Origin of the sequence: Streptomyces sp. B5E4, assembly GCF_039871555.1 — a bacterium.
In the GTDB taxonomy this organism is placed as follows: Bacteria; Actinomycetota; Actinomycetes; order Streptomycetales; family Streptomycetaceae; genus Streptomyces.
On sequence record NZ_JBDPMI010000005.1, the window covers coordinates 245,375 to 264,278 of the forward strand.

The 18,904-nt window shown below is 71.7% G+C and carries 15 protein-coding genes; 14 read left to right on the forward strand and 1 reads right to left on the reverse strand.

Annotated features, from left to right (window positions below):
• Nucleotides 1-12 precede the first annotated feature (12 nt).
• The 13 genes from ABGA99_RS09900 to ABGA99_RS09960 all read left to right on the forward strand — a co-directional run bounded on the left by ABGA99_RS09900 (nt 13) and on the right by ABGA99_RS09960 (nt 17,402).
• Nucleotides 13-279: a hypothetical protein gene (locus ABGA99_RS09900; RefSeq protein ID WP_347575729.1), complete on the forward strand. Its 267-nt coding sequence runs from the start codon at nt 13-15 to the stop codon at nt 277-279.
• Nucleotides 254-1,495 carry a tryptophan synthase subunit beta gene (gene trpB / locus ABGA99_RS09905; RefSeq protein ID WP_347575525.1) on the forward strand — a complete coding sequence of 414 codons (1,242 nt, stop codon included), beginning with the start codon at nt 254-256 and terminating at the stop codon, nt 1,493-1,495. Before ABGA99_RS09900 ends, trpB begins: the two co-directional genes overlap by 26 nt.
• Complete coding sequence (gene trpA / locus ABGA99_RS09910; RefSeq protein ID WP_347575526.1) at nt 1,492-2,325, forward strand: tryptophan synthase subunit alpha; 834 nt, start codon at nt 1,492-1,494, stop codon at nt 2,323-2,325. The genes trpB and trpA overlap by 4 nt, the downstream gene beginning before the upstream one ends.
• Nucleotides 2,326-2,418: 93 nt before the next feature.
• Nucleotides 2,419-2,742 carry a hypothetical protein gene (locus tag ABGA99_RS09915; RefSeq protein WP_347575527.1) on the forward strand — a complete coding sequence of 108 codons (324 nt, stop codon included), beginning with the start codon at nt 2,419-2,421 and terminating at the stop codon, nt 2,740-2,742.
• 38 nt (nt 2,743-2,780) lie between these two features.
• Nucleotides 2,781-3,554, forward strand: a complete 774-nt coding sequence (locus tag ABGA99_RS09920; protein ID WP_347575528.1) for a thioredoxin domain-containing protein — start codon at nt 2,781-2,783, stop codon at nt 3,552-3,554.
• 98 nt (nt 3,555-3,652) lie between these two features.
• Nucleotides 3,653-4,681 (forward strand): prolipoprotein diacylglyceryl transferase, encoded by a 1,029-nt coding sequence (lgt, locus tag ABGA99_RS09925; RefSeq protein WP_347575529.1) that lies wholly within the window; start codon nt 3,653-3,655, stop codon nt 4,679-4,681.
• A gap of 403 nt (nt 4,682-5,084) precedes the next feature.
• A complete protein-coding gene (locus tag ABGA99_RS09930; RefSeq protein ID WP_347575530.1) occupies nt 5,085-5,813 on the forward strand; it encodes a VIT1/CCC1 transporter family protein in 729 nt (242 codons plus the stop codon).
• A 321-nt stretch (nt 5,814-6,134) separates the two neighbouring features.
• Nucleotides 6,135-10,727, forward strand: coding sequence for a glutamate synthase large subunit (gltB, locus tag ABGA99_RS09935; RefSeq protein WP_347575531.1), 4,593 nt, complete (start codon nt 6,135-6,137; stop codon nt 10,725-10,727).
• Nucleotides 10,720-12,180 (forward strand): glutamate synthase subunit beta, encoded by a 1,461-nt coding sequence (locus tag ABGA99_RS09940; protein WP_347582478.1) that lies wholly within the window; start codon nt 10,720-10,722, stop codon nt 12,178-12,180. The genes gltB and ABGA99_RS09940 overlap by 8 nt, the downstream gene beginning before the upstream one ends.
• A 260-nt stretch (nt 12,181-12,440) precedes the next feature.
• Nucleotides 12,441-13,988, forward strand: a complete 1,548-nt coding sequence (locus tag ABGA99_RS09945; protein WP_347575533.1) for a PQQ-dependent sugar dehydrogenase — start codon at nt 12,441-12,443, stop codon at nt 13,986-13,988.
• Between the two features lie 261 nt (nt 13,989-14,249).
• Nucleotides 14,250-15,551: a sugar ABC transporter substrate-binding protein gene (locus tag ABGA99_RS09950; protein WP_347575534.1), complete on the forward strand. Its 1,302-nt coding sequence runs from the start codon at nt 14,250-14,252 to the stop codon at nt 15,549-15,551.
• 34 nt (nt 15,552-15,585) lie between these two features.
• Nucleotides 15,586-16,578 carry a sugar ABC transporter permease gene (locus tag ABGA99_RS09955; RefSeq protein ID WP_347575535.1) on the forward strand — a complete coding sequence of 331 codons (993 nt, stop codon included), beginning with the start codon at nt 15,586-15,588 and terminating at the stop codon, nt 16,576-16,578.
• On the forward strand, nt 16,575-17,402 hold the full coding sequence (locus ABGA99_RS09960; RefSeq protein ID WP_347575536.1) for a carbohydrate ABC transporter permease: 828 nt from the start codon (nt 16,575-16,577) through the stop codon (nt 17,400-17,402). Before ABGA99_RS09955 ends, ABGA99_RS09960 begins: the two co-directional genes overlap by 4 nt.
• 30 nt (nt 17,403-17,432) lie before the next feature.
• Here ABGA99_RS09960 and ABGA99_RS09965 read toward each other — a convergent pair whose 3' ends face one another.
• A complete protein-coding gene (locus ABGA99_RS09965) occupies nt 17,433-18,350 on the reverse strand; it encodes a hypothetical protein (RefSeq protein ID WP_347575537.1) in 918 nt (305 codons plus the stop codon).
• A gap of 81 nt (nt 18,351-18,431) precedes the next feature.
• Between ABGA99_RS09965 and ABGA99_RS09970 the strand changes: the two genes are divergently transcribed.
• Nucleotides 18,432-18,902, forward strand: a complete 471-nt coding sequence (locus tag ABGA99_RS09970) for a PPOX class F420-dependent oxidoreductase (protein ID WP_347575538.1) — start codon at nt 18,432-18,434, stop codon at nt 18,900-18,902.
• Nucleotides 18,903-18,904 lie beyond the last annotated feature (2 nt).

Sequence of the window (18,904 nt, forward strand, 5' to 3'; positions counted from 1 at the left end):
CGCGGCGGCGGTGTGCCGCGGTCCGCGGCGGCCGGTCGCCGGGCGGGGCCCGCCGCCGGCCCGCCGGCGGGCGGCGGCTTCGCGCCGCTGGCTCCGGGATGCCGGCCGCGCGGCTGCCGGGCTCCCGCGCGGCGCGTGCGCGGCCGCCGGGTCAGGTACCACATCGGGGCCGAGCCCGGCCAGATCAACGGCATGCGATGGCACGCGGCGTGTCCCCACGCCGTCCGTCATCCGTTCCGACCGAGGATCAGCCATGCCCGCAGAATTCTTCATCCCTGACCCAGAGCGTCAGGTGCCGACCGCCGAGGGGTACTTCGGCGCGTACGGCGGCAAGTTCATCCCCGAGGCGCTGCGCGCCGCCGTCGACGAGGTCGCCGTCGCGTACGAGAAGGCCAAGGCCGACGAGTCGTTCGTCGCCGAGCTGAACGACCTGCTCGTCAACTACACCGGCCGGCCCAGTCCGCTCACCGAGGTGCCGCGCTTCGCCGCGGAGGCCGGCGGCGCCCGGGTCTTCCTCAAGCGCGAGGACCTCAACCACACCGGCTCGCACAAGATCAACAACGTGCTGGGCCAGGCCCTGCTCACCCGCCGCATGGGCAAGACCCGCGTGATCGCCGAGACCGGCGCGGGCCAGCACGGCGTGGCCACCGCCACCGCCTGCGCCCTCCTCGGCCTGGAGTGCACCGTCTACATGGGCGAGATCGACACCGAGCGGCAGGCGCTCAACGTCGCCCGCATGCGGATCCTGGGCGCCGAGGTCGTCCCGGTGACGTCCGGCAGCCGCACCCTGAAGGACGCCATCAACGAGGCGTTCCGCGACTGGGTCGCCAACGTCGAGCACACCCACTACCTCTTCGGCACGGTCGCGGGCCCGCACCCCTTCCCCGCGCTCGTCCGGGACTTCCACCGGGTCATCGGCATCGAGGCCCGGCAGCAGCTGCTCGACCGCACCGGCCGGATGCCCGACGCGGCCGTGGCCTGCGTCGGCGGCGGCTCCAACGCCATCGGCCTCTTCCACGCCTTCCTGCCCCACCCCGCCGTCCGCCTCGTCGGCTGCGAGCCCGCCGGGCACGGCCTGACCAGCGGCGAGCACGCCGCGACCCTCAGCCTCGGCGACCCCGGGATCCTGCACGGCTCCCGTTCGTACGTGCTGCAGGACGAGGACGGCCAGATCACCGAGCCGTACTCGATCTCCGCCGGCCTCGACTACCCCGGCGTGGGCCCCGAGCACGCCTACCTCAAGGACGCCGGCCGCGCCGAGTACCGGGCCGTGACCGACGACGAGGCGATGCAGGCGCTGCGGCTGCTGTCGCGCAGCGAGGGCATCATCCCGGCCATCGAGAGCGCCCACGCGCTCGCCGGTGCGCTGGAGGTCGGCCGCGAGCTGGGGCCCGACGGCCTGATCGTCGTCAACCTCTCCGGCCGCGGCGACAAGGACATGGACACCGCCGCCCGCTACTTCGGGCTCTACGACGCCGAGGAGGCGGACCGGTGACGGGCAACATCGCGCGGCTCGACGCCGTACTCGCCGCCGCGAAGGCGGAGGACCGGGCGGCCCTCATCGGCTACCTGCCCGCAGGCTTCCCCGACGTGGACACGGGCGTACGGGCCATGACCGCCATGCTCGAAGGCGGCTGCGACGCCGTCGAGGTCGGCCTGCCGCACAGCGACCCGGTGCTGGACGGCCCGGTGATCCAGACCGCCGACGACATCGCGCTGCGCGGCGGGCTGCGTATCAGGGATGTGATCCGCACGGTCGCCGAGGTGCAGTCCGCGACGGACGCCCCGGTGCTCTGCATGACGTACTGGAACCCGGTCGACCGCTACGGCCCGGAGCGCTTCGCCGAGGACCTGGCCGCGGCGGGCGGCGCGGGCTGCATCCTGCCCGACCTGCCCGTCGAGGAGTCGGGACCGTGGCGGCAGGCGGCCGACAAGCACGGCCTCGCCACGGTCTTCGTGGTCGCCCCCAGCAGCCGCGAGCAGCGTCTGGCCGCCATCACCGCGGCCGGCAGCGGCTTCGTCTACGCGGCGTCGCTGATGGGCGTCACCGGCACCCGCGAGTCCGTGGGCCGCGAGGCCCAGGACCTGGTCCGCCGCACCCGCGCCACCGAGGCGGTACGGGACGGCGGGCTGTCCGTCTGCGTCGGCCTCGGCGTCTCGACGGCGGACCAGGCGGCCGAGGTCGCGGCGTTCGCCGACGGCGTGATCGTCGGCTCGGCGTTCGTCAAGCGGCTGCTGGCCGCCGGGGACGACCACGAGGCCGGTCTCGCGGCCGTGCGGGCGCTGGCGGGCGAGCTGGCCGAGGGGGTACGCCGGCGGGCCTGACGGCCTCGTACGGTTGTCCACAGGGCCCTCCGCGGTGCGTACGGACGTGCGATCCTGGAAGGGAGCAATCCGTGCCGCACAGGGGAGGGCCCGATGGCCGGCAAACAGTCCGGCGCCGACGATGAACCGCGTCTGCCCGACGACATATGGGAGCGGTTCCAGAGGGATTCCCTGAGCCAGATAGAGGACACCGCGCCGAAGGAGCACTCCGCGCGCTGGTATGAGGTCACGGAGCGGCTCGCCGCCGACGAAGCCCGGCGCGAGGCGGCCCCTCGGCCGCGCCGGATACGCCGCCCCCGCGCGCGGATGCCGCACGCGCCGGTGCCGCGCGCCCTCACCGTCGGCCTCGTCCTCGTCTCGGTGGTGCTGGTGCTCTCCGCCCTCACCGCATACCTGCAGTACGGGCACGTGTTCTGATCCGTCACCGGGGGGCGGGTCCCTCGTTATAGCCGGGCGTGAGCGAGAACAACCCTCAGGGAAAGCGCACCGCCCGGGAGCGGATGCAGGCCGAGCGCGAGCGGCAGAATGCCAAGGACAAGCACCGGCGCATGCTCGTCGTGCTCGCGGCGGTGGTCGGGGTGCTCGCCGTGGTCACGGTGGTCGGCGTCCTCATCGGCCAGAACACCGGCGGGGACGAGACCGACAAGCCCGTCGTGTTCCCGAAGGGCGCCGTCGGCAAGGACCGGCTGGCGCTGCCCGCGGGGAAGGCGGCCGCCCCGGCCGACCTCACCGTGTACGAGGACTTCCGCTGCCCGGCCTGCGGCCAGTTCGAGCACACCTTCAGTAAGACGATCAACGACCTGGAGGACGCCGGCAAGCTGCGCACCGAGTACCGGCTGGTCAAGCTCATCGACGGCAACTTCGGCGGCACCGGCTCGCTGAACGCCGCCAACGCCGCGGCCTGCGCCCAGGACGCCGGGGAGTTCGTCCCGTACCACGACGTGCTCTTCCGCAACCAGCCCCCGGAGAACGACGACGCCTTCGCCGACAAGGGGCACCTGAAGGACCTGGCGGGCAAGGTCGACGGGCTGAGCAGCAAGCGCTTCGACTCCTGTGTCGACGACGGCAGGTTCGACGGCTGGGTCGACGCCTCCGACGACGCGTTCGGCAAGTCCGGCCACAACTCCACCCCCACCGTCCTGCTGGACGGAGAGAACATCTTCGGCCAGGGCGCGAACCTCACCCCCGAGAGCTTCAAGCAACTCGTCGAGGACGCCGGGAAGGACTGATCCGCCGGGGCGCAGCGCCGTTATCGCGGAGAGTTACGGAGCCGTTGTCCCCGCGGGCTCCCCGTGCCGCGCCGCGGCACGGTACCGTCGATGCTGCTATGGATCTCGCATACATCCCCAGCCCATCCGACGGCGTCTGGCACCTCGGACCGCTCCCGCTGCGCGGTTACGCCCTCGCCATCCTGCTCGGCATCTTCGTGGCCATCTGGCTCGGCGGACGCCGCTGGATCGCGCGCGGCGGCCGGGCGGGGACCGTCGCGGACATCGCCATCTGGGCCGTGCCCTTCGGGCTTGTCGGCGGCCGCCTCTACCACGTGGTCACCACGTACGAGCCGTATTTCGGCGAGGGCGGCGACTGGGTCAAGGCCTTCGAGATCTGGGAGGGCGGCCTCGGCATCTGGGGCGCCATCGCGATGGGCGCCCTCGGCGCCTGGATCGGCTGCCGCCGCCGCGGCATCCCGATCCCGGCCTACGCCGACGCCGTCGCGCCCGGCATCGCGCTCGCGCAGGCCCTCGGCCGCTGGGGCAACTGGTTCAACCAGGAGCTGTACGGCAAGCAGACCGACGTGTCCTGGGCCGTCGAGATCGACGCGGAGCACTCGGTCACCGGCACCGCCGAGACGTTCCACCCGACCTTCCTGTACGAGTCGCTGTGGTGCATCGGCGTCGCGCTGCTGGTGATCTGGGCCGACCGGCGCTTCCGCCTCGGCCACGGCCGTGCCTTCGCCCTGTACGTGGCGGGGTACACGGCCGGCCGCGGCTGGATCGAGTACCTGCGCGTGGACGAGGCGCACGACGTCCTCGGGCTGCGGCTCAACGTCTGGACGTCGATCCTGGTCTTCGCCGCCGCGGTGCTCTACATCGTGGTGTCGGCGAAGAAGCGGCCGGGCCGCGAGGAGGTCGTGGAACCCGGGGCGCAGGACGAGCCCGGTGCGGCGGCCGGCGAGCCCGGGGACGGCGGCAAGGCCGTGGACGGCGAGTCCGCCAAGGTGGGTGAGCCCGGCAAGACGGTCGAGCCGGACGACGCCTCCGGTACGGTCGGCGGGCCGGAGCCCCGGCCCGCCGTGGCGGCCGAGGCCAAGACCGCCGGCGAGCCCCCGGCCGGAGAGCGCGGCCGCCACACGTAGCCGCCGCCGGCAACCGCACGCACGGCAGGGCCGTCACCGCACCCGCGGCGACGGCCCCGCCCGTGTCCGGCCCGGGTACCCGGCCGGATCGTCCCCTAGAGTCTGTCCGGCGCGTCCGGCGACCGAACCCCGCTGATACGGCCGGTAAGGGCACCTCCGCCTGCCGAGCCCTCCGCCGCGCACCGGAAGCATCCGCACGACCCGCAGCACCTCTGACGCCTCAGCCGCTCGCGCCCCCGCCGCCCGGCGCCCCCGGACACACCGGCCCCGGGCACCGGGCGGACACATGCGGACACATGCCGGTCGGGGTGCGTCACCCCAGGTGAGTACGGCCTGCCTTGCTGGCGGGCCGCCGGGACCGCGCGTATCGTCGAACTGAAGATCGACGAGGGGAGCGCGATCCATGTCCGCGGGGCTGCAGGCGGGCCGGCCGGCCGAGCGGCACGGCCATACCCACCGTGACGTCACCGGCGGCTGGCTGCGGCCCGCCGTCTTCGGCGCGATGGACGGACTGGTGTCGAACCTCGCGCTGATCACCGGTGTGGCCGGCGGCTCGGTCTCGTCCACGACCATCGTGCTGACCGGCCTCGCGGGGCTGGCGGCAGGCGCGTTCTCGATGGCCGCGGGGGAGTACACCTCCGTCGCCTCCCAGCGCGAGCTGGTCCTCGCCGAGCTGGACGTGGAGCGGCGCGAGCTGAGCCGGCACCCGGAGGACGAGCGGCGCGAGCTGAGCGATCTGTACGAGTCCCGCGGGGTGGACCCGGAGCTGGCCGCCGAGGTGGCCGAGCAGCTCATGCGCGACCCCGAGCAGGCGCTGGAGATCCACGCCCGCGAGGAGCTGGGCGTGGACCCGGGTGACCTGCCGTCGCCGACGGTGGCGGCGCTGTCGTCGTTCGGCTCGTTCGCCGTCGGCGCCCTGCTGCCGGTGCTGCCGTATCTGCTGGGCGCCACGGCGCTGTGGCCCGCGGTGCTGCTCGCCCTGGCCGGGCTCTTCGCCTGCGGTGCGGCGGTGGCGCGCATCACGGCCCGTAGCTGGTGGTACAGCGGGCTGCGGCAGCTCTTCCTCGGCGGGGCCGCGGCGGCCGTCACCTACGGTCTGGGCGCGCTCTTCGGGGCCACGGTCGGGGGCTGAGCGCCGGGCCGCGGGCCCGGCCGGATCCCGTATCCTCGGAAGCGACCCGCCCGCACTCCTGATCTATTACCTCCGCGTTTCGGACCGGACGACCGCGGGCATGTGACGGGAACCGCGGGCAGTGCCGCCCGCGCTTCCTCCTGCACGAACCGTGCAGATCCCCCGCTTGGCGGGGCACGCTCCCCGACCCGGGGTGTCCGGATGCTGATACGCGGTATCCGCTTCCTGAGCTGCAGGTCATCATGTAACCTGCACGAAATTTCGGCCAGGGCCAACGTCGTCCCTCGGCACATCACTGCCACGACGACGACGGGAGAGCCGATGCGGCACGCATCCCAGGCGGCCCGCCCTGCAGCGCAGGGGCTGTACGACCCCCGGTACGAGCACGACGCCTGCGGGGTCGGCTTCGTCGCCACGCTGAGCGGGGAGGCCAGCCACGCACTCGTCCAGCAGGCGCTGACGGTGCTGCGCAACCTGGAGCACCGCGGTGCCACCGGCTCCGACCCGGACACCGGCGACGGCGCCGGCATCCTGCTGCAGGTCCCCGACGCCTTCCTGCGTGCCGCGGTGAGTTTCCCGCTGCCCGCTGCCGGTTCGTACGCCGTCGGCATGGCCTTCCTGCCCGTGGCCGAGGACGAGGCCGCCGCCGTACGGGAGCGGGTCGAGGCCATCGCCGCCGAGGAGGGCCTGCGGGTGCTCGGCTGGCGCGAGGTGCCCGTCGCGCCCGAGCTGCTCGGCAGCGGCGCCCGCGCGACCATGCCGGCGTTCGCCCAGCTCTTCGTCGAGAGCGCGGCCACGGAACCGGCGGCCCGCAAGAGCGGCATCGATCTCGACCGGTCCGCGTTCGTGCTGCGCAAGCGCGCCGAGCGCGAGACCGACGTGTACTTCCCGTCGCTGTCCTCGCGCACCCTGGTCTACAAGGGCATGCTGACCACCGGGCAGCTCGAACCGTTCTTCCCGGACCTGTCGGACCGCCGGCTGACCACCGCCATCGGCGTCGTGCACTCCCGGTTCTCGACCAATACCTTCCCGAGCTGGCCGCTGGCCCACCCGTACCGCTACATCGCGCACAACGGCGAGATCAACACGGTCAAGGGCAACCGCAACTGGATGCGCGCCCGTGAGTCCCAGCTCTACTCGGAGCTGTTCGGCGCGCACGACCTGGAGCGGGTCTTCCCCATCTGCACCCCCGACGCCTCCGACACCGCCTCCTTCGACGAGGTGCTGGAGCTGCTGCACCTGGGCGGCCGGTCGCTGCCGCACGCGATGCTGATGATGATCCCGGAGGCGTGGGAGAACCACGAGTCCATGGACCCGGCCCGGCGCGCGTTCTACCAGTACCACTCCACCGTCATGGAGCCCTGGGACGGCCCGGCCGGCGTCAGCTTCACCGACGGCACCCTCGTCGGCGCCGTCCTGGACCGCAACGGCCTGCGTCCCGGCCGCTACTGGGTCACCGACGACGGCCTGGTCGTGCTGGCCTCCGAGGTCGGCGTGCTCGACTTCGACCCGGACCGCGTCGTGCGCAAGGGCCGGCTCCAGCCCGGCCGGATGTTCCTGGTCGACACCGCGCAGCACCGTATCGTCGAGGACGACGAGATCAAGGCGGAGCTGGCCGCGGAGCACCCGTACGGGGACTGGCTGGACGCCGGCACCGTCGCGCTGCCGGAGCTGCCCGAGCGCGAGCACATCGTGCACACCCACGCCTCGGTCACCCGCCGCCAGCAGACCTTCGGCTACACCGAGGAGGAGCTGCGCGTCCTGCTCGCGCCGATGGCGCGCACCGGCGCGGAGCCGATCGGCTCCATGGGCTCCGACACCCCGCTCGCGGGGCTCTCGGACCGGCCGCGGCTGATCTTCGACTACTTCACGCAGCTCTTCGCGCAGGTCACCAACCCGCCGCTGGACGCGATCCGCGAGGAGCTGGTCACCTCGCTGCACTCGGCGCTGGGCCCGCAGGCCAACCTGCTCGAACCCACGCCCGCGTCCTGTCGTACGGTCACGCTGCCCTTCCCCGTCCTGGACAACGACGAGCTGGCCAAGCTCATCCACGTCAACGCCGACGGCGACATGCCGGGCTTCAAGTCCGTGACGCTCTCCGGGCTGTACCGCGTGCAGGGCGGCGGCCAGGCGCTCGCCGACCGGCTGGCGGAGGTCTGCGCCGAGGTCGACGCGGCGATCGACTCGGGCGCCCGGCTGCTGGTCCTCTCCGACCGGCACTCCGACGCCGAGCACGCCCCGATCCCGTCGCTGCTGCTCACCTCCGCCGTCCACCACCACCTGATCCGCACCAAGCAGCGCTCCCAGGTCGGCCTGCTGGTCGAGGCCGGCGACGTGCGCGAGGTGCACCACGTCGCGCTGCTCATCGGGTACGGGGCCGCCGCGGTCAACCCGTACCTGGCGATGGAGTCCGTCGAAGACCTCGTCCGCGCCGGCACGTTCATCGAGGGCGGCCCGGACGGCGATGCGCAGACGGCCATCCGCAACCTGATCAAGGCGCTGGGCAAGGGCGTGCTGAAGGTGATGTCCAAGATGGGCATCTCCACCGTCGCCTCGTACCGCGGTGCGCAGGTCTTCGAGGCCATCGGCCTGGACCAGGAGTTCGTGGACACGTACTTCCACGGCACCACCTCGAAGATCGGCGGCGCCGGCCTCGACGTCATCGCCCGGGAGGTCGCCGCCCGGCACGCCAAGGCGTACCCCGCCTCCGGCATCGCCCCGGCGCACCGCAACCTGGAGATCGGCGGCGAGTACCAGTGGCGCCGCGAGGGCGAGCCGCACCTGTTCGACCCGGACACGGTCTTCCGGCTGCAGCACTCGACCCGCACCCGCCGCTACGACATCTTCAAGCAGTACACGCAGCGCGTGGACGAGCAGTCCGAGCGGCTGATGACGCTGCGCGGCCTGTTCCGGCTGGCGTCGGACCGGCCGGCCGTGCCGCTGGACGAGGTCGAGCCCGTCGCCGAGATCGTCAAGCGGTTCTCCACCGGCGCCATGTCGTACGGCTCCATCTCGCAGGAGGCGCACGAGACGCTGGCGATCGCGATGAACCAGCTCGGCGGCAAGTCCAACACCGGCGAGGGCGGCGAGGACGCCGACCGGCTGTACGACCCGCGGCGGCGCTCGGCGATCAAGCAGGTGGCCTCCGGCCGCTTCGGCGTCACCAGCGAGTACCTGGTCAACGCCGACGACATCCAGATCAAGATGGCGCAGGGCGCCAAGCCCGGCGAGGGCGGCCAGTTGCCCGGCCACAAGGTGTACCCGTGGGTGGCCAGGACCCGGCACTCCACGCCCGGCGTCGGCCTCATCTCGCCGCCGCCGCACCACGACATCTACTCGATCGAGGACCTGGCGCAGCTCATCCACGACCTGAAGAACGCCAACCCGCAGGCCCGCATCCACGTGAAGCTGGTCAGCGAGGTCGGCGTCGGCACGGTCGCGGCCGGGGTGTCCAAGGCGCACGCCGACGTGGTGCTGATCTCAGGACACGACGGCGGCACCGGCGCCTCCCCGCTGACGTCGCTGAAGCACGCCGGCGGCCCCTGGGAGCTGGGCCTCGCCGAGACCCAGCAGACGCTGCTGCTCAACGGGCTGCGCGACCGGATCGTCGTGCAGACCGACGGCCAGCTCAAGACCGGCCGCGACGTGGTCGTCGCCGCGCTGCTCGGCGCCGAGGAGTTCGGCTTCGCGACCGCGCCGCTGGTGGTCTCCGGCTGCGTGATGATGCGCGTGTGCCACCTGGACACCTGCCCGGTCGGCATCGCCACCCAGAACCCGGTGCTGCGCGAGCGCTACAACGGCCAGGCCGAGCACGTCGTCAACTTCTTCGAGTTCATCGCCGAGGAGGTCCGCGAGCTCCTGGCCGAGCTGGGCTTCCGCAGCCTGGAGGAGGCCGTCGGCCACGCCGAGATGCTCGACATCTCCCGCGCCGTCGACCACTGGAAGGCCCAGGGCCTGGACCTCGCGCCGCTGCTGTACGTCCCGGAGCTGCCGGACGGCGCCGCGCGCTACCGGGTCACCGGCCAGGACCACGGCCTGGAGAAGGCGCTCGACAACGAGCTGATCAAGCTCGCCGCCGACGCGCTGGCCGCGCCGTCCGCCGCCGAGGCCCAGCCCGTACGGGCCCGGGTGGCGATCCGCAACATCAACCGCACGGTCGGCACCATGCTCGGCCACGAGGTGACGAAGAAGTTCGGCGGCGACGGCCTGCCCGACGGCGCGATCGACCTCACCTTCACCGGCTCCGCCGGCCAGTCGTTCGGCGCCTTCGTGCCGCGCGGCGTCACGCTGCGGCTGGAGGGCGACGCCAACGACTACGTCGGCAAGGGCCTGTCCGGCGGCCGGCTCGTGGTCCGTCCGGACCGCGGCGCCGAGCACCTCGCCGAGTACAGCGTCATCGCGGGCAACACCCTCGCGTACGGCGCCACCGGCGGCGAGATGTTCCTGCGCGGCAAGGTCGGCGAGCGGTTCTGCGTCCGCAACTCCGGTGCGCTCGTCGTCGCCGAGGGCGTCGGCGACCACGGCTGCGAGTACATGACCGGCGGCCAGGCGGTCGTGCTGGGCGAGACCGGGCGCAACTTCGCGGCCGGCATGTCCGGTGGCGTCGCGTACGTCATCGACCTCGACCCGGACAACGTCAACGAGGGGAATCTCACCGCCGTCGAGAAGCTGGACGACGCCGACCGGGAGTGGCTGCACGACGTGGTGCGCCGCCATCACGAGGAGACCGGCTCGACCGTCGCCGGCAAGCTGCTCGCCGAGTGGGACGCCCCCGACGCGGGCGTCGCGCGGTTCAGCAAGGTCTACCCGTCCACGTACAAGGCAGTGCTCACCGCCAAGGACGCCGCTGAGCGGGCCGGCCTCACCGAGGCCCAGACGCACGAGAAGATGATGGAGGCTGCGCTCCATGGCTGACCCCAAGGGCTTCCTGACCACCGGCCGCGAGGTCGCCGAGACCCGGCCCGTCGCCGAGCGGGTCAAGGACTGGAACGAGGTCTACGTCCCGGGCTCGCTGCTGCCCGTCATCAGCAAGCAGGCGGGCCGCTGCATGGACTGCGGCATCCCCTTCTGCCACAACGGCTGTCCGCTGGGCAACCTCATCCCCGAGTGGAACGACTACGCCTACCGCGAGGACTGGACCGCCGCCATCGAGCGGCTGCACGCGACCAACAACTTCCCGGAGTTCACCGGGCGGCTGTGCCCGGCGCCGTGCGAGACGGCCTGCGTGCTGGGCATCAACCAGCCGGCGGTGACCATCAAGAACGTCGAGGTCACCATCATCGACAAAGCGTGGGAGGCCGGCGCCGTCACGCCGCAGCCGCCGGAGCGCCTGTCGGGCAAGACGGTCGCTGTCATCGGCTCGGGCCCCGCGGGGCTGGCCGCCGCGCAGCAGCTGACGCGGGCCGGGCACACGGTCGCGGTCTACGAGCGGGCCGACCGGATCGGCGGGCTGCTGCGGTACGGCATCCCCGAGTTCAAGATGGAGAAGCGGCACATCAACCGGCGCGTCGAGCAGATGCGGGCGGAGGGCACCAAGTTCCGTACGGGCGTGGAGATCGGCCGCGACATCGACGCCGCCAAGCTGCGCAAGCGCTACGACGCCGTGGTCATCGCCGCCGGCGCCACCACCGCCCGCGACCTGCCGGTGCCGGGCCGCGAACTGGGCGGCGTCTACCAGGCGATGGAGTATCTGCCGCTGGCCAACAAGGTCCAGGAGGGCGACTACGTCGCGCCGCCGGTCTCCGCCGAGGGCAAGCACGTCGTGGTCATCGGCGGCGGCGACACCGGCGCCGACTGCGTCGGCACCGCACACCGGCAGGGCGCGGCGTCCGTGACCCAGCTGGAGATCATGCCGCGGCCGTCGGAGGAGCGGCCCGAGGGCCAGCCATGGCCGACGTACCCGATGACGTACAAGGTCAGCTCCGCCCACGAGGAGGGCGGGGAGCGCGTCTACGCGGTCTCGACGACCCACTTCGAGGGCGACGAGGACGGCAACGTGGCCTTCCTGCACCTGGTCGAGGTGCGGTTCGAGGACGGCGGGTTCAAGCCGGTGCCGGGCAGCGAGCAGAAGATCCCGGCCGAACTGGTCACCCTCGCGATGGGCTTCACCGGCGTGGACCGGGAGAACGGTCTGGTCGAGCAGCTGGGCCTGGAGCTGGACGCGCGCGGCAACGTCGCCCGTGACGCGGACTACGCCACCAGCGTCCCCGGCGTCTTCGTCGCCGGCGACGCGGGGCGCGGTCAGTCGCTGATCGTCTGGGCGATCGCCGAGGGCCGTTCCGCGGCGCGCGGCGTGGACCGTATGCTGACGGGCGCCAGCGACCTGCCGGCGCCGATCCGGCCGACGGACCGGGCGCTGGTGGTCTGACGCCGGGCCGCACCACCCGAAGATGTCCTTGGGATGTCCCGTACAACGAGGTACGGAACAGCAAGACCCGCGGCGCCTGCCTCTCCCCGACCGTTGAGGCGGGCGCCTCGGCGCGTCCGGCGGGCGCGGTGGGCGCGGTGGGGCGAAGGGGGCGGGCGGGTCCTGTGGGATGGCTGCGGTCTGGTGCGGCCGGGGCGTAGCGGATACCTTCCGGGAAGGTGCGCCGTCATGCAACTCCCGCTCGTATCCCTGGAGTCCACATGCTCAGACGTCGCTCGACGGCACCGCTGTTCCTCGCCTTAGTGCTCGCCCTGTTCGCCCCCCTCACGGCCGCCGCGGCCCCCGAACCGACCGTCACCGGATCGGGCCCCGCCGCCGACGTCCCGCTGGAGGAGCTGGCGGTCACCACCACCCAGGTGGCCTCCGGACTGCGCCGCCCCATCGACATCGCCGCGCCCGACGACGGCAGCGGCAGGCTGTTCATCGCCGAGAAGCGCGGCACCGTCCGCGCCTACCACCCCGACACCGGCCTCGCCCCGGATCCCGTCGCCGACCTCACCGACGTCGTCGACGAGTCCGGCAACGAGCGCGGGCTGCTCGCCATCGTCCCGGACCCGGAGTTCCCCGAGGTGCAGGACCTGTACGTGGTCTACAGCGCGCTGCCCGACGGCGCGATCACCCTGGCCCGCTACGGGCTCGACGACGGCGGCCTGGAGGTGCTGCTCGCCCAGGAGCACGCCGAGTACAGCAACCACAACGGCGGCACGATCGCCTTCGGCCCCGACGGCTATCTGTACTGGACCATCGGCGACGGCGGCGGCGCCGGCGACCCGTTCGACAGCGGCCAGCGCCTCGACACCCTCCTCGGCAAGCTGCTGCGCATCGACGTCGGCAGGACCTGCGGCGACCTGCCGTACTGCGTGCCGCAGGACAATCCGTTCGTCGGCACCGCGGACGCCCGCCCGGAGATCTGGGCGTACGGGCTGCGCAACCCCTGGCGCTTCTCCTTCGACCCCGCGGACGGCTCGCTGTGGCTCGGCGACGTCGGCCAGGGCCGCTGGGAGGAGATCGACCACGTCGCCCGTTCGGAGCAGGCGGGCGCGAACTTCGGCTGGTCCTGCCGCGAGGGCTTCCAGGTCTTCGACGAGGCCCAGTGCGCCGGGGACGCCGACTACACCGACCCCGTCTTCACCTACTCCCCGCAGACCGGCGGCTGCGCCGTGGTCGGCGGCCGGGTCTACCGCGGCGAGCGGTACGCGGACCTGCTGGGCGGCACGTACATCGGCACCGACTACTGCTCGTCGGCGGTCTGGGCGCTGCGCGCGGACGGCAGGGGCGGCTACCGGCAGGCGGAGATCGGTCAGTTCCCGACCCAGATCACCGATGTCGGCGAGACGGTCGACGGCGAGTTCTACGTCGTCAACGACCTGCCGGGCGGGCTGCACAAGGTCGCCTTCGAGCGGCAGCGGCCTACCTGCGGGCTGGCCGTCGCCTCGACGACCTGGGGTGGCGGTCTGAAGGCGGACCTCACGCTCACCAACACCGGCAGCACGCCGATCGACGGCTGGACGCTGAAGTTCCCCCTCGCGATGGGCCAGACCGTGATCTCGGACTGGAACACCGACCTCTTCCAGGGCAGCGACATGATCACGGCGGCCAACGCCCCGCACAACGCGGTGATCGAGCCGGGGGAGAGCGTCTCGCTGGGCTATCTGGCGAGCCATACGGGTGATGTTTCGCCGCCGAAGCGCGCCACGCTCAACGGCGACGCGTGCACGCTGACCGCTTCCGGCACGGCCGCCGGCTGACGCTTCGCCATAGCAAGCGCTTCCGTGCCCGCCCTCGGTCACGCGCCGAGGGCGGGTGCGACAAAAAGGGCGATGATAGTTTCGGGTGCACAGCGCGCAACGCCAAAGGTCGGACAATTGTCGGAAGGGCGCTTCGGCGGCACCTCAGACAACGGTTCGGCATCACCTCGAAACCACCCTTGACCCTGGTTAAACCACTCCATACCGTCCTGCTGGTCTAGACAAGTTCAGGTTCGGCTCACTGGAGAGCGGGAGCGGTTCATGCGGAAGTTCGTCATCGGCGCCGTGAGCGCCGCAATGGTGCTGGGGCTCGCTGCCTGTGGCAGCGACTCCGACGAGGGGGACGGCGGCGGCGACGCACTGGACGGCAAGGGCAAGACCCTCGACGTCTGGATCATGAAGGGGACCAACCCCGATGCCGAGCCCTTCTTCGACAAATTGAACAAGGAGTTCGAGAAGAAGACCGGGGCGAAGGTCAACGTCGAGTACCAGCAGTGGGAGAGCGCCCAGCGCAAGTTCACCACTGCGATCGAGGGTGGCCCGGACCAGGTGCCGGACGTCGCCGAGGTCGGCACCACCTGGGTGCCGCAGTTCGCCGAGACCGGCGGCCTGGTGGACGTCACCGACCAGGTGAAGGACGCCGGGCTCGACCAGGACCTGGTCGAGGGGCTGAAGGACGCGGGCACGCTGGAGGGCAAGCAGTACGGCATGCCCTGGTACGCGGGCGTGCGCGGCCTCGTCTACCGCAAGGACATCTTCGACAAGCACGGTCTGAAGGCTCCGACGACCTGGGAAGAGCTGCGTGACGTCGCGCTCACGCTGAAGAAGGAGGAGCCGGACATGATCTCGTTCCCCGTCGCCGGCGGGGCCGAGATGTTCGCGATGCCCTTCGTCTGGGGCGCGGGCGGCGAGCCCGCGGTGCAGGAGGGCGACACCTGGAAGTCCGCCATCAACTCGCCGGAGGCCGTCGAGGGCCTGCAGTTCTACACCGACCTCGCCACGAAGGACAAGCTGTCCCCGGCGAAGGTCACCACCTGGCGCGAGGACGAGGTGGCCCAGGAGTTCACCAAGGGGAACGTCGCCATGACGATCTCCGGCAACTGGACCCCCAAGACCTTCCTCGACGAGGCCCCCGAGCTGGAGGGCAAGCTCGCCGCCGCGCCGATCCCCGGCAAGGACGGCGGCATGAGCCCGTCGTTCCTCGGCGGTTCCTACCTGTCGACGTTCGACAGCGACAAGAAGGAACTGGCCTGGGAGTACGTCAAGATGGCCACCACCGGCAAGTTCGCCGCCGAGTGGGCCGAGCAGACGAACTACTTCCCCGGCACCAACACCGAGCTGAAGAAGATCGCCGACCAGGGTGACCCGCTGGTCGAGCCGTTCGCCAAGCAGATGCTGGAGGCCGGCGCGACCGTTCCGAAGACCACCTCCTACGGCGAGATCCAGGCCAGCCAGGTGGTCCTGAAGCTGGTCCAGTCCGTACTCAAGGGCGACCAGAGCGTCCAGGAGGCGGCGGACAAGGCCGCAGGCGAGATGGACGACATCTTCGCCAAGTCCGAGTAGACCCGGGCTTCGGACAAGGACACGGAAAGACACAGTGAAGGAATCGATCGCCGCCGAGGTCGCGCTGGCTCCTCCCACGGAGCCGTCGCGGCCCGGCCGCGCCTCCGCTGACGCCGCCCGCCGCCGCAAGCGGCTGGTGACGGTGACCCGGCCGTGGCTGCTGCTGGCACCCTCCCTCGTGGTGCTCGCCGGGCTGCTGCTGTGGCCGCTGATCGAGGTCGGCAAGCTGTCGCTGCAGGACTACGAGGTGAAGTTCGGCGGCGGCGTCGGCACCTGGACCGGCTTCGACAACTACTCCGCCCTGCTCTCCAACGAGCTGCTGTGGCGCACGGTGCTGCCGAACACGGCGTTCTTCGCGTTCGGCTGCGTGATCCTCACCGTCGCGTTCGGCACCTTCGTCGCGCTGCTGCTCAACCGGCTGGGCACCGTGTGGCGGGTGATCTGCTCCACCGCGATCATGGCCGCGTGGGCGATGCCGGCGGTCACCGGCACGTACGTCTGGGTGTGGCTGTTCGCCGCGGAGGACGGGCTGATGAGCCGGGTGGCCGGCGGGCTCGGGCTCATCGACCCCGAGACCACCAACTGGTTCACCGAGCGGCTCGGCTTCTACGCGATCGCCACCCTGAACGTCGTCCACCACGGCTTCCCCTTCGTCGCCATCACCGTGCTCGCGGGCCTGATGACCGTGCCGAAGGAGCTGTACGAGGCCGGGATGATCGACGGCGCGAGCGCCTGGCAGCGGTTCTGGCGCATCACCGTGCCGGCGCTGCGGCCGATCTTCCTGGTCGTGACCATCCTCTCGACCATCTGGGACTTCAAGGTCTTCACCCAGATCTTCCTCATGCCCGGCGGCAGCGGAAGCAACGAGGACGTGATGAACCTCGGCGTGTACTCGTACATCGAGGCCTTCGCCAAGAACGACTACGGGGCCGGCGCCGCCGCGGCAGTGATGCTCACGCTATTGCTCATCGCCATCACCCTCGTCTACATCCGCACGCTCTTCCGGCAGGGGGAGGAGGACCTGTGAAACGCACCTCGCTGACCTCGCGCATCGGCCTGCCGGCCGCCGTCGCGGGACTGCTGATCTTCACCCTCTTCCCCGTCTACTGGATGATGAGCACGGCGCTGGACCCGCGGGCCTCCTCGCGGGGCTCCGACCTGCTGCCCAGCGGCGTCTCGTTCGAGCACTTCAGCCGGGTGTGGAACGAGGGCGACTTCGACCGCTACCTGCTGAACTCGGCGATCGTCGGCCTCGGCACCATCCTGGCCGCCGCCGCGCTGTCGCTCTTCGCGGCCGTGGCCGTGGCGCGCTTCCGGTTCACCTTCCGCACCTCCGTGCTGATCATGATCCTGATCGTGCAGATGGTGCCGCTGGAGGCGCTGGTCATCCCGCTCTTCCTGCAGATGCGCGACTACGAGATGCTCAACAGCCTGCTCGGGCTGACGATCGTCTACATCGCGCTGTCGCTGCCGTTCGCGATCTGGACGCTGCGCGGGTTCGTCGCCACCGTGCCGAAGGAGGTCGAGGAGGCGGCGTACATCGACGGCTGCACCTGGCCGCGGATGTTCTGGTCCGTGCTGCTGCCGCTGGTGGCGCCCGGTCTGGTGGCCACCAGCGTGTTCGCCTTCATCACCGCCTGGAACGAGTTCGTCTTCGCGTACACCTTCATGAAGGACAGCGAGAAGTACACGGCGGCCGTCGGGATCTACCAGTTCTTCGGGGAGAACGACACCGCGTGGGGGCCGGTGATGGCCAGCTCCACGCTGATCACGCTGCCCGTGCTGGTCTTCTTCGTGATCGTGCAGCGGCGGCTGGCCTCCGGGCTTGCGGCCGGGGCGGTCAAGGGCTGAGGACGCGGCACGTACCGGCTCGCGGGCCGGTCACGTGTCGCACTCCAGCACCGTCTTGCACAGCCCGCAGCGTGCCCGTACGTGGCCGCGCACCGGCACCCGGATCCGCTGGTGGCAGACGGGGCACGGGAACGACACCCTGAGCGGGGAGCCGTCCTCGAAGACGTAGCCGTCGACGGGGGCGGCCGTCGTCGTCAGCCCCCCGCCGCCCGCCCGCGCGAACAGCTCCTGTGCCCGTCTGCGGTCCCTGACGTACCGGTGCCGGCCCATGCGCCCGTTCGCCGTCAGCGGCGGGCGCCGGGCGTCCCGGCGGGCCAGGCGCATGCCGGCGGTGTACGCCTCGTACGCCTGCGGGCTGGTGAACCAGATCTCCGGGTTCTCGCCGAAGGCGAGGGCGCGCTTGGCGACGACGTAGCCGAACTCCTCGGGCGTCAGATAGCCGAAGCGCTGCGAGGCGCCGCCGCCCTCCCGGAAGGCGTCCAGCAGCAGCCAGCCCGCGCCGAGGTAGGCGGTCGCGGTGTCGGTGAGGATCTCGTTGTCCGCGGTGTCCGGGAAGGACAGGCCGAGGCGGTCCAGACAGACGTGCATCACCTCGTGCGCCAGTGCCCCGCCGATGTCGCGGCGGTGCTCGCGGAAGCGCGGGTTCAGCTCGACGAAGTACTCGGGGCCCGCGGCCAGCTCCACGACCGCGGCCTCCGGCATCTCCCGGAAGGCGACGATCACGCGCGCGTCCGGCAGCCGCAGATGCTGCACCAGCGTGTGCGCCACGCGCTGGACGCCGAGGTGCAGATCCTCGTCGGCGTCCAGGGCGACGTCGGCCGGGGGGACGCTGACGGCGAAGTCGGTGTGCAGGACGTCCGCGGTGATCCGCCGGTAGAGCGCCGTCAGGGCCGACTGCACGGTCCGCAGGTGCGGAAAGCCGTGCACGACCTCGCTCGCGCTGTCCACCGGGGACCCCCAGGGTGTCCGACTCCAGCCCACTGTACGGCCCCCGCGCCGCGCGGCCCCGTGCGACGTATCGTGACGCGCATGAGTCCGAACATCGCCACCACCACCCGGGTCGACCTCGCCGGGCTGCTCGATTTCGTACGGCCCAGGCACCGGGCCCTGCTGCTCACCCGGCGGGCCGACGGCTCGCCACAGGCGTCGCCGCTGACCTGCGGGGTGGACGACGCGGGGCGGATCGTGGTGTCCACGTACCCGGAGCGGGCCAAGACGCGCAACGCGCGGCGGGACCCGCAGGTCGGGATCGTGGTGCTGTCCGACGAGTGGGACGGGCCGTGGGTGCAGGTCGACGGCGCGGCGGAGGTGATCGACGCGACGGCGGACGTGGAGCCGTTCGTGGAGTACTTCCGCAACATCGCGGGGGAGCACCCGGACTGGGACGAGTACCGCGAGGCCATGGTGCGGCAGGGGAAGTCGCTGATCCGGATCACGCCGGAGCGGTGGGGCCCGGTGGCCACCGGGGGCTTTCCCGCGCGGCTGTCCGAGGGGTCGTAGCG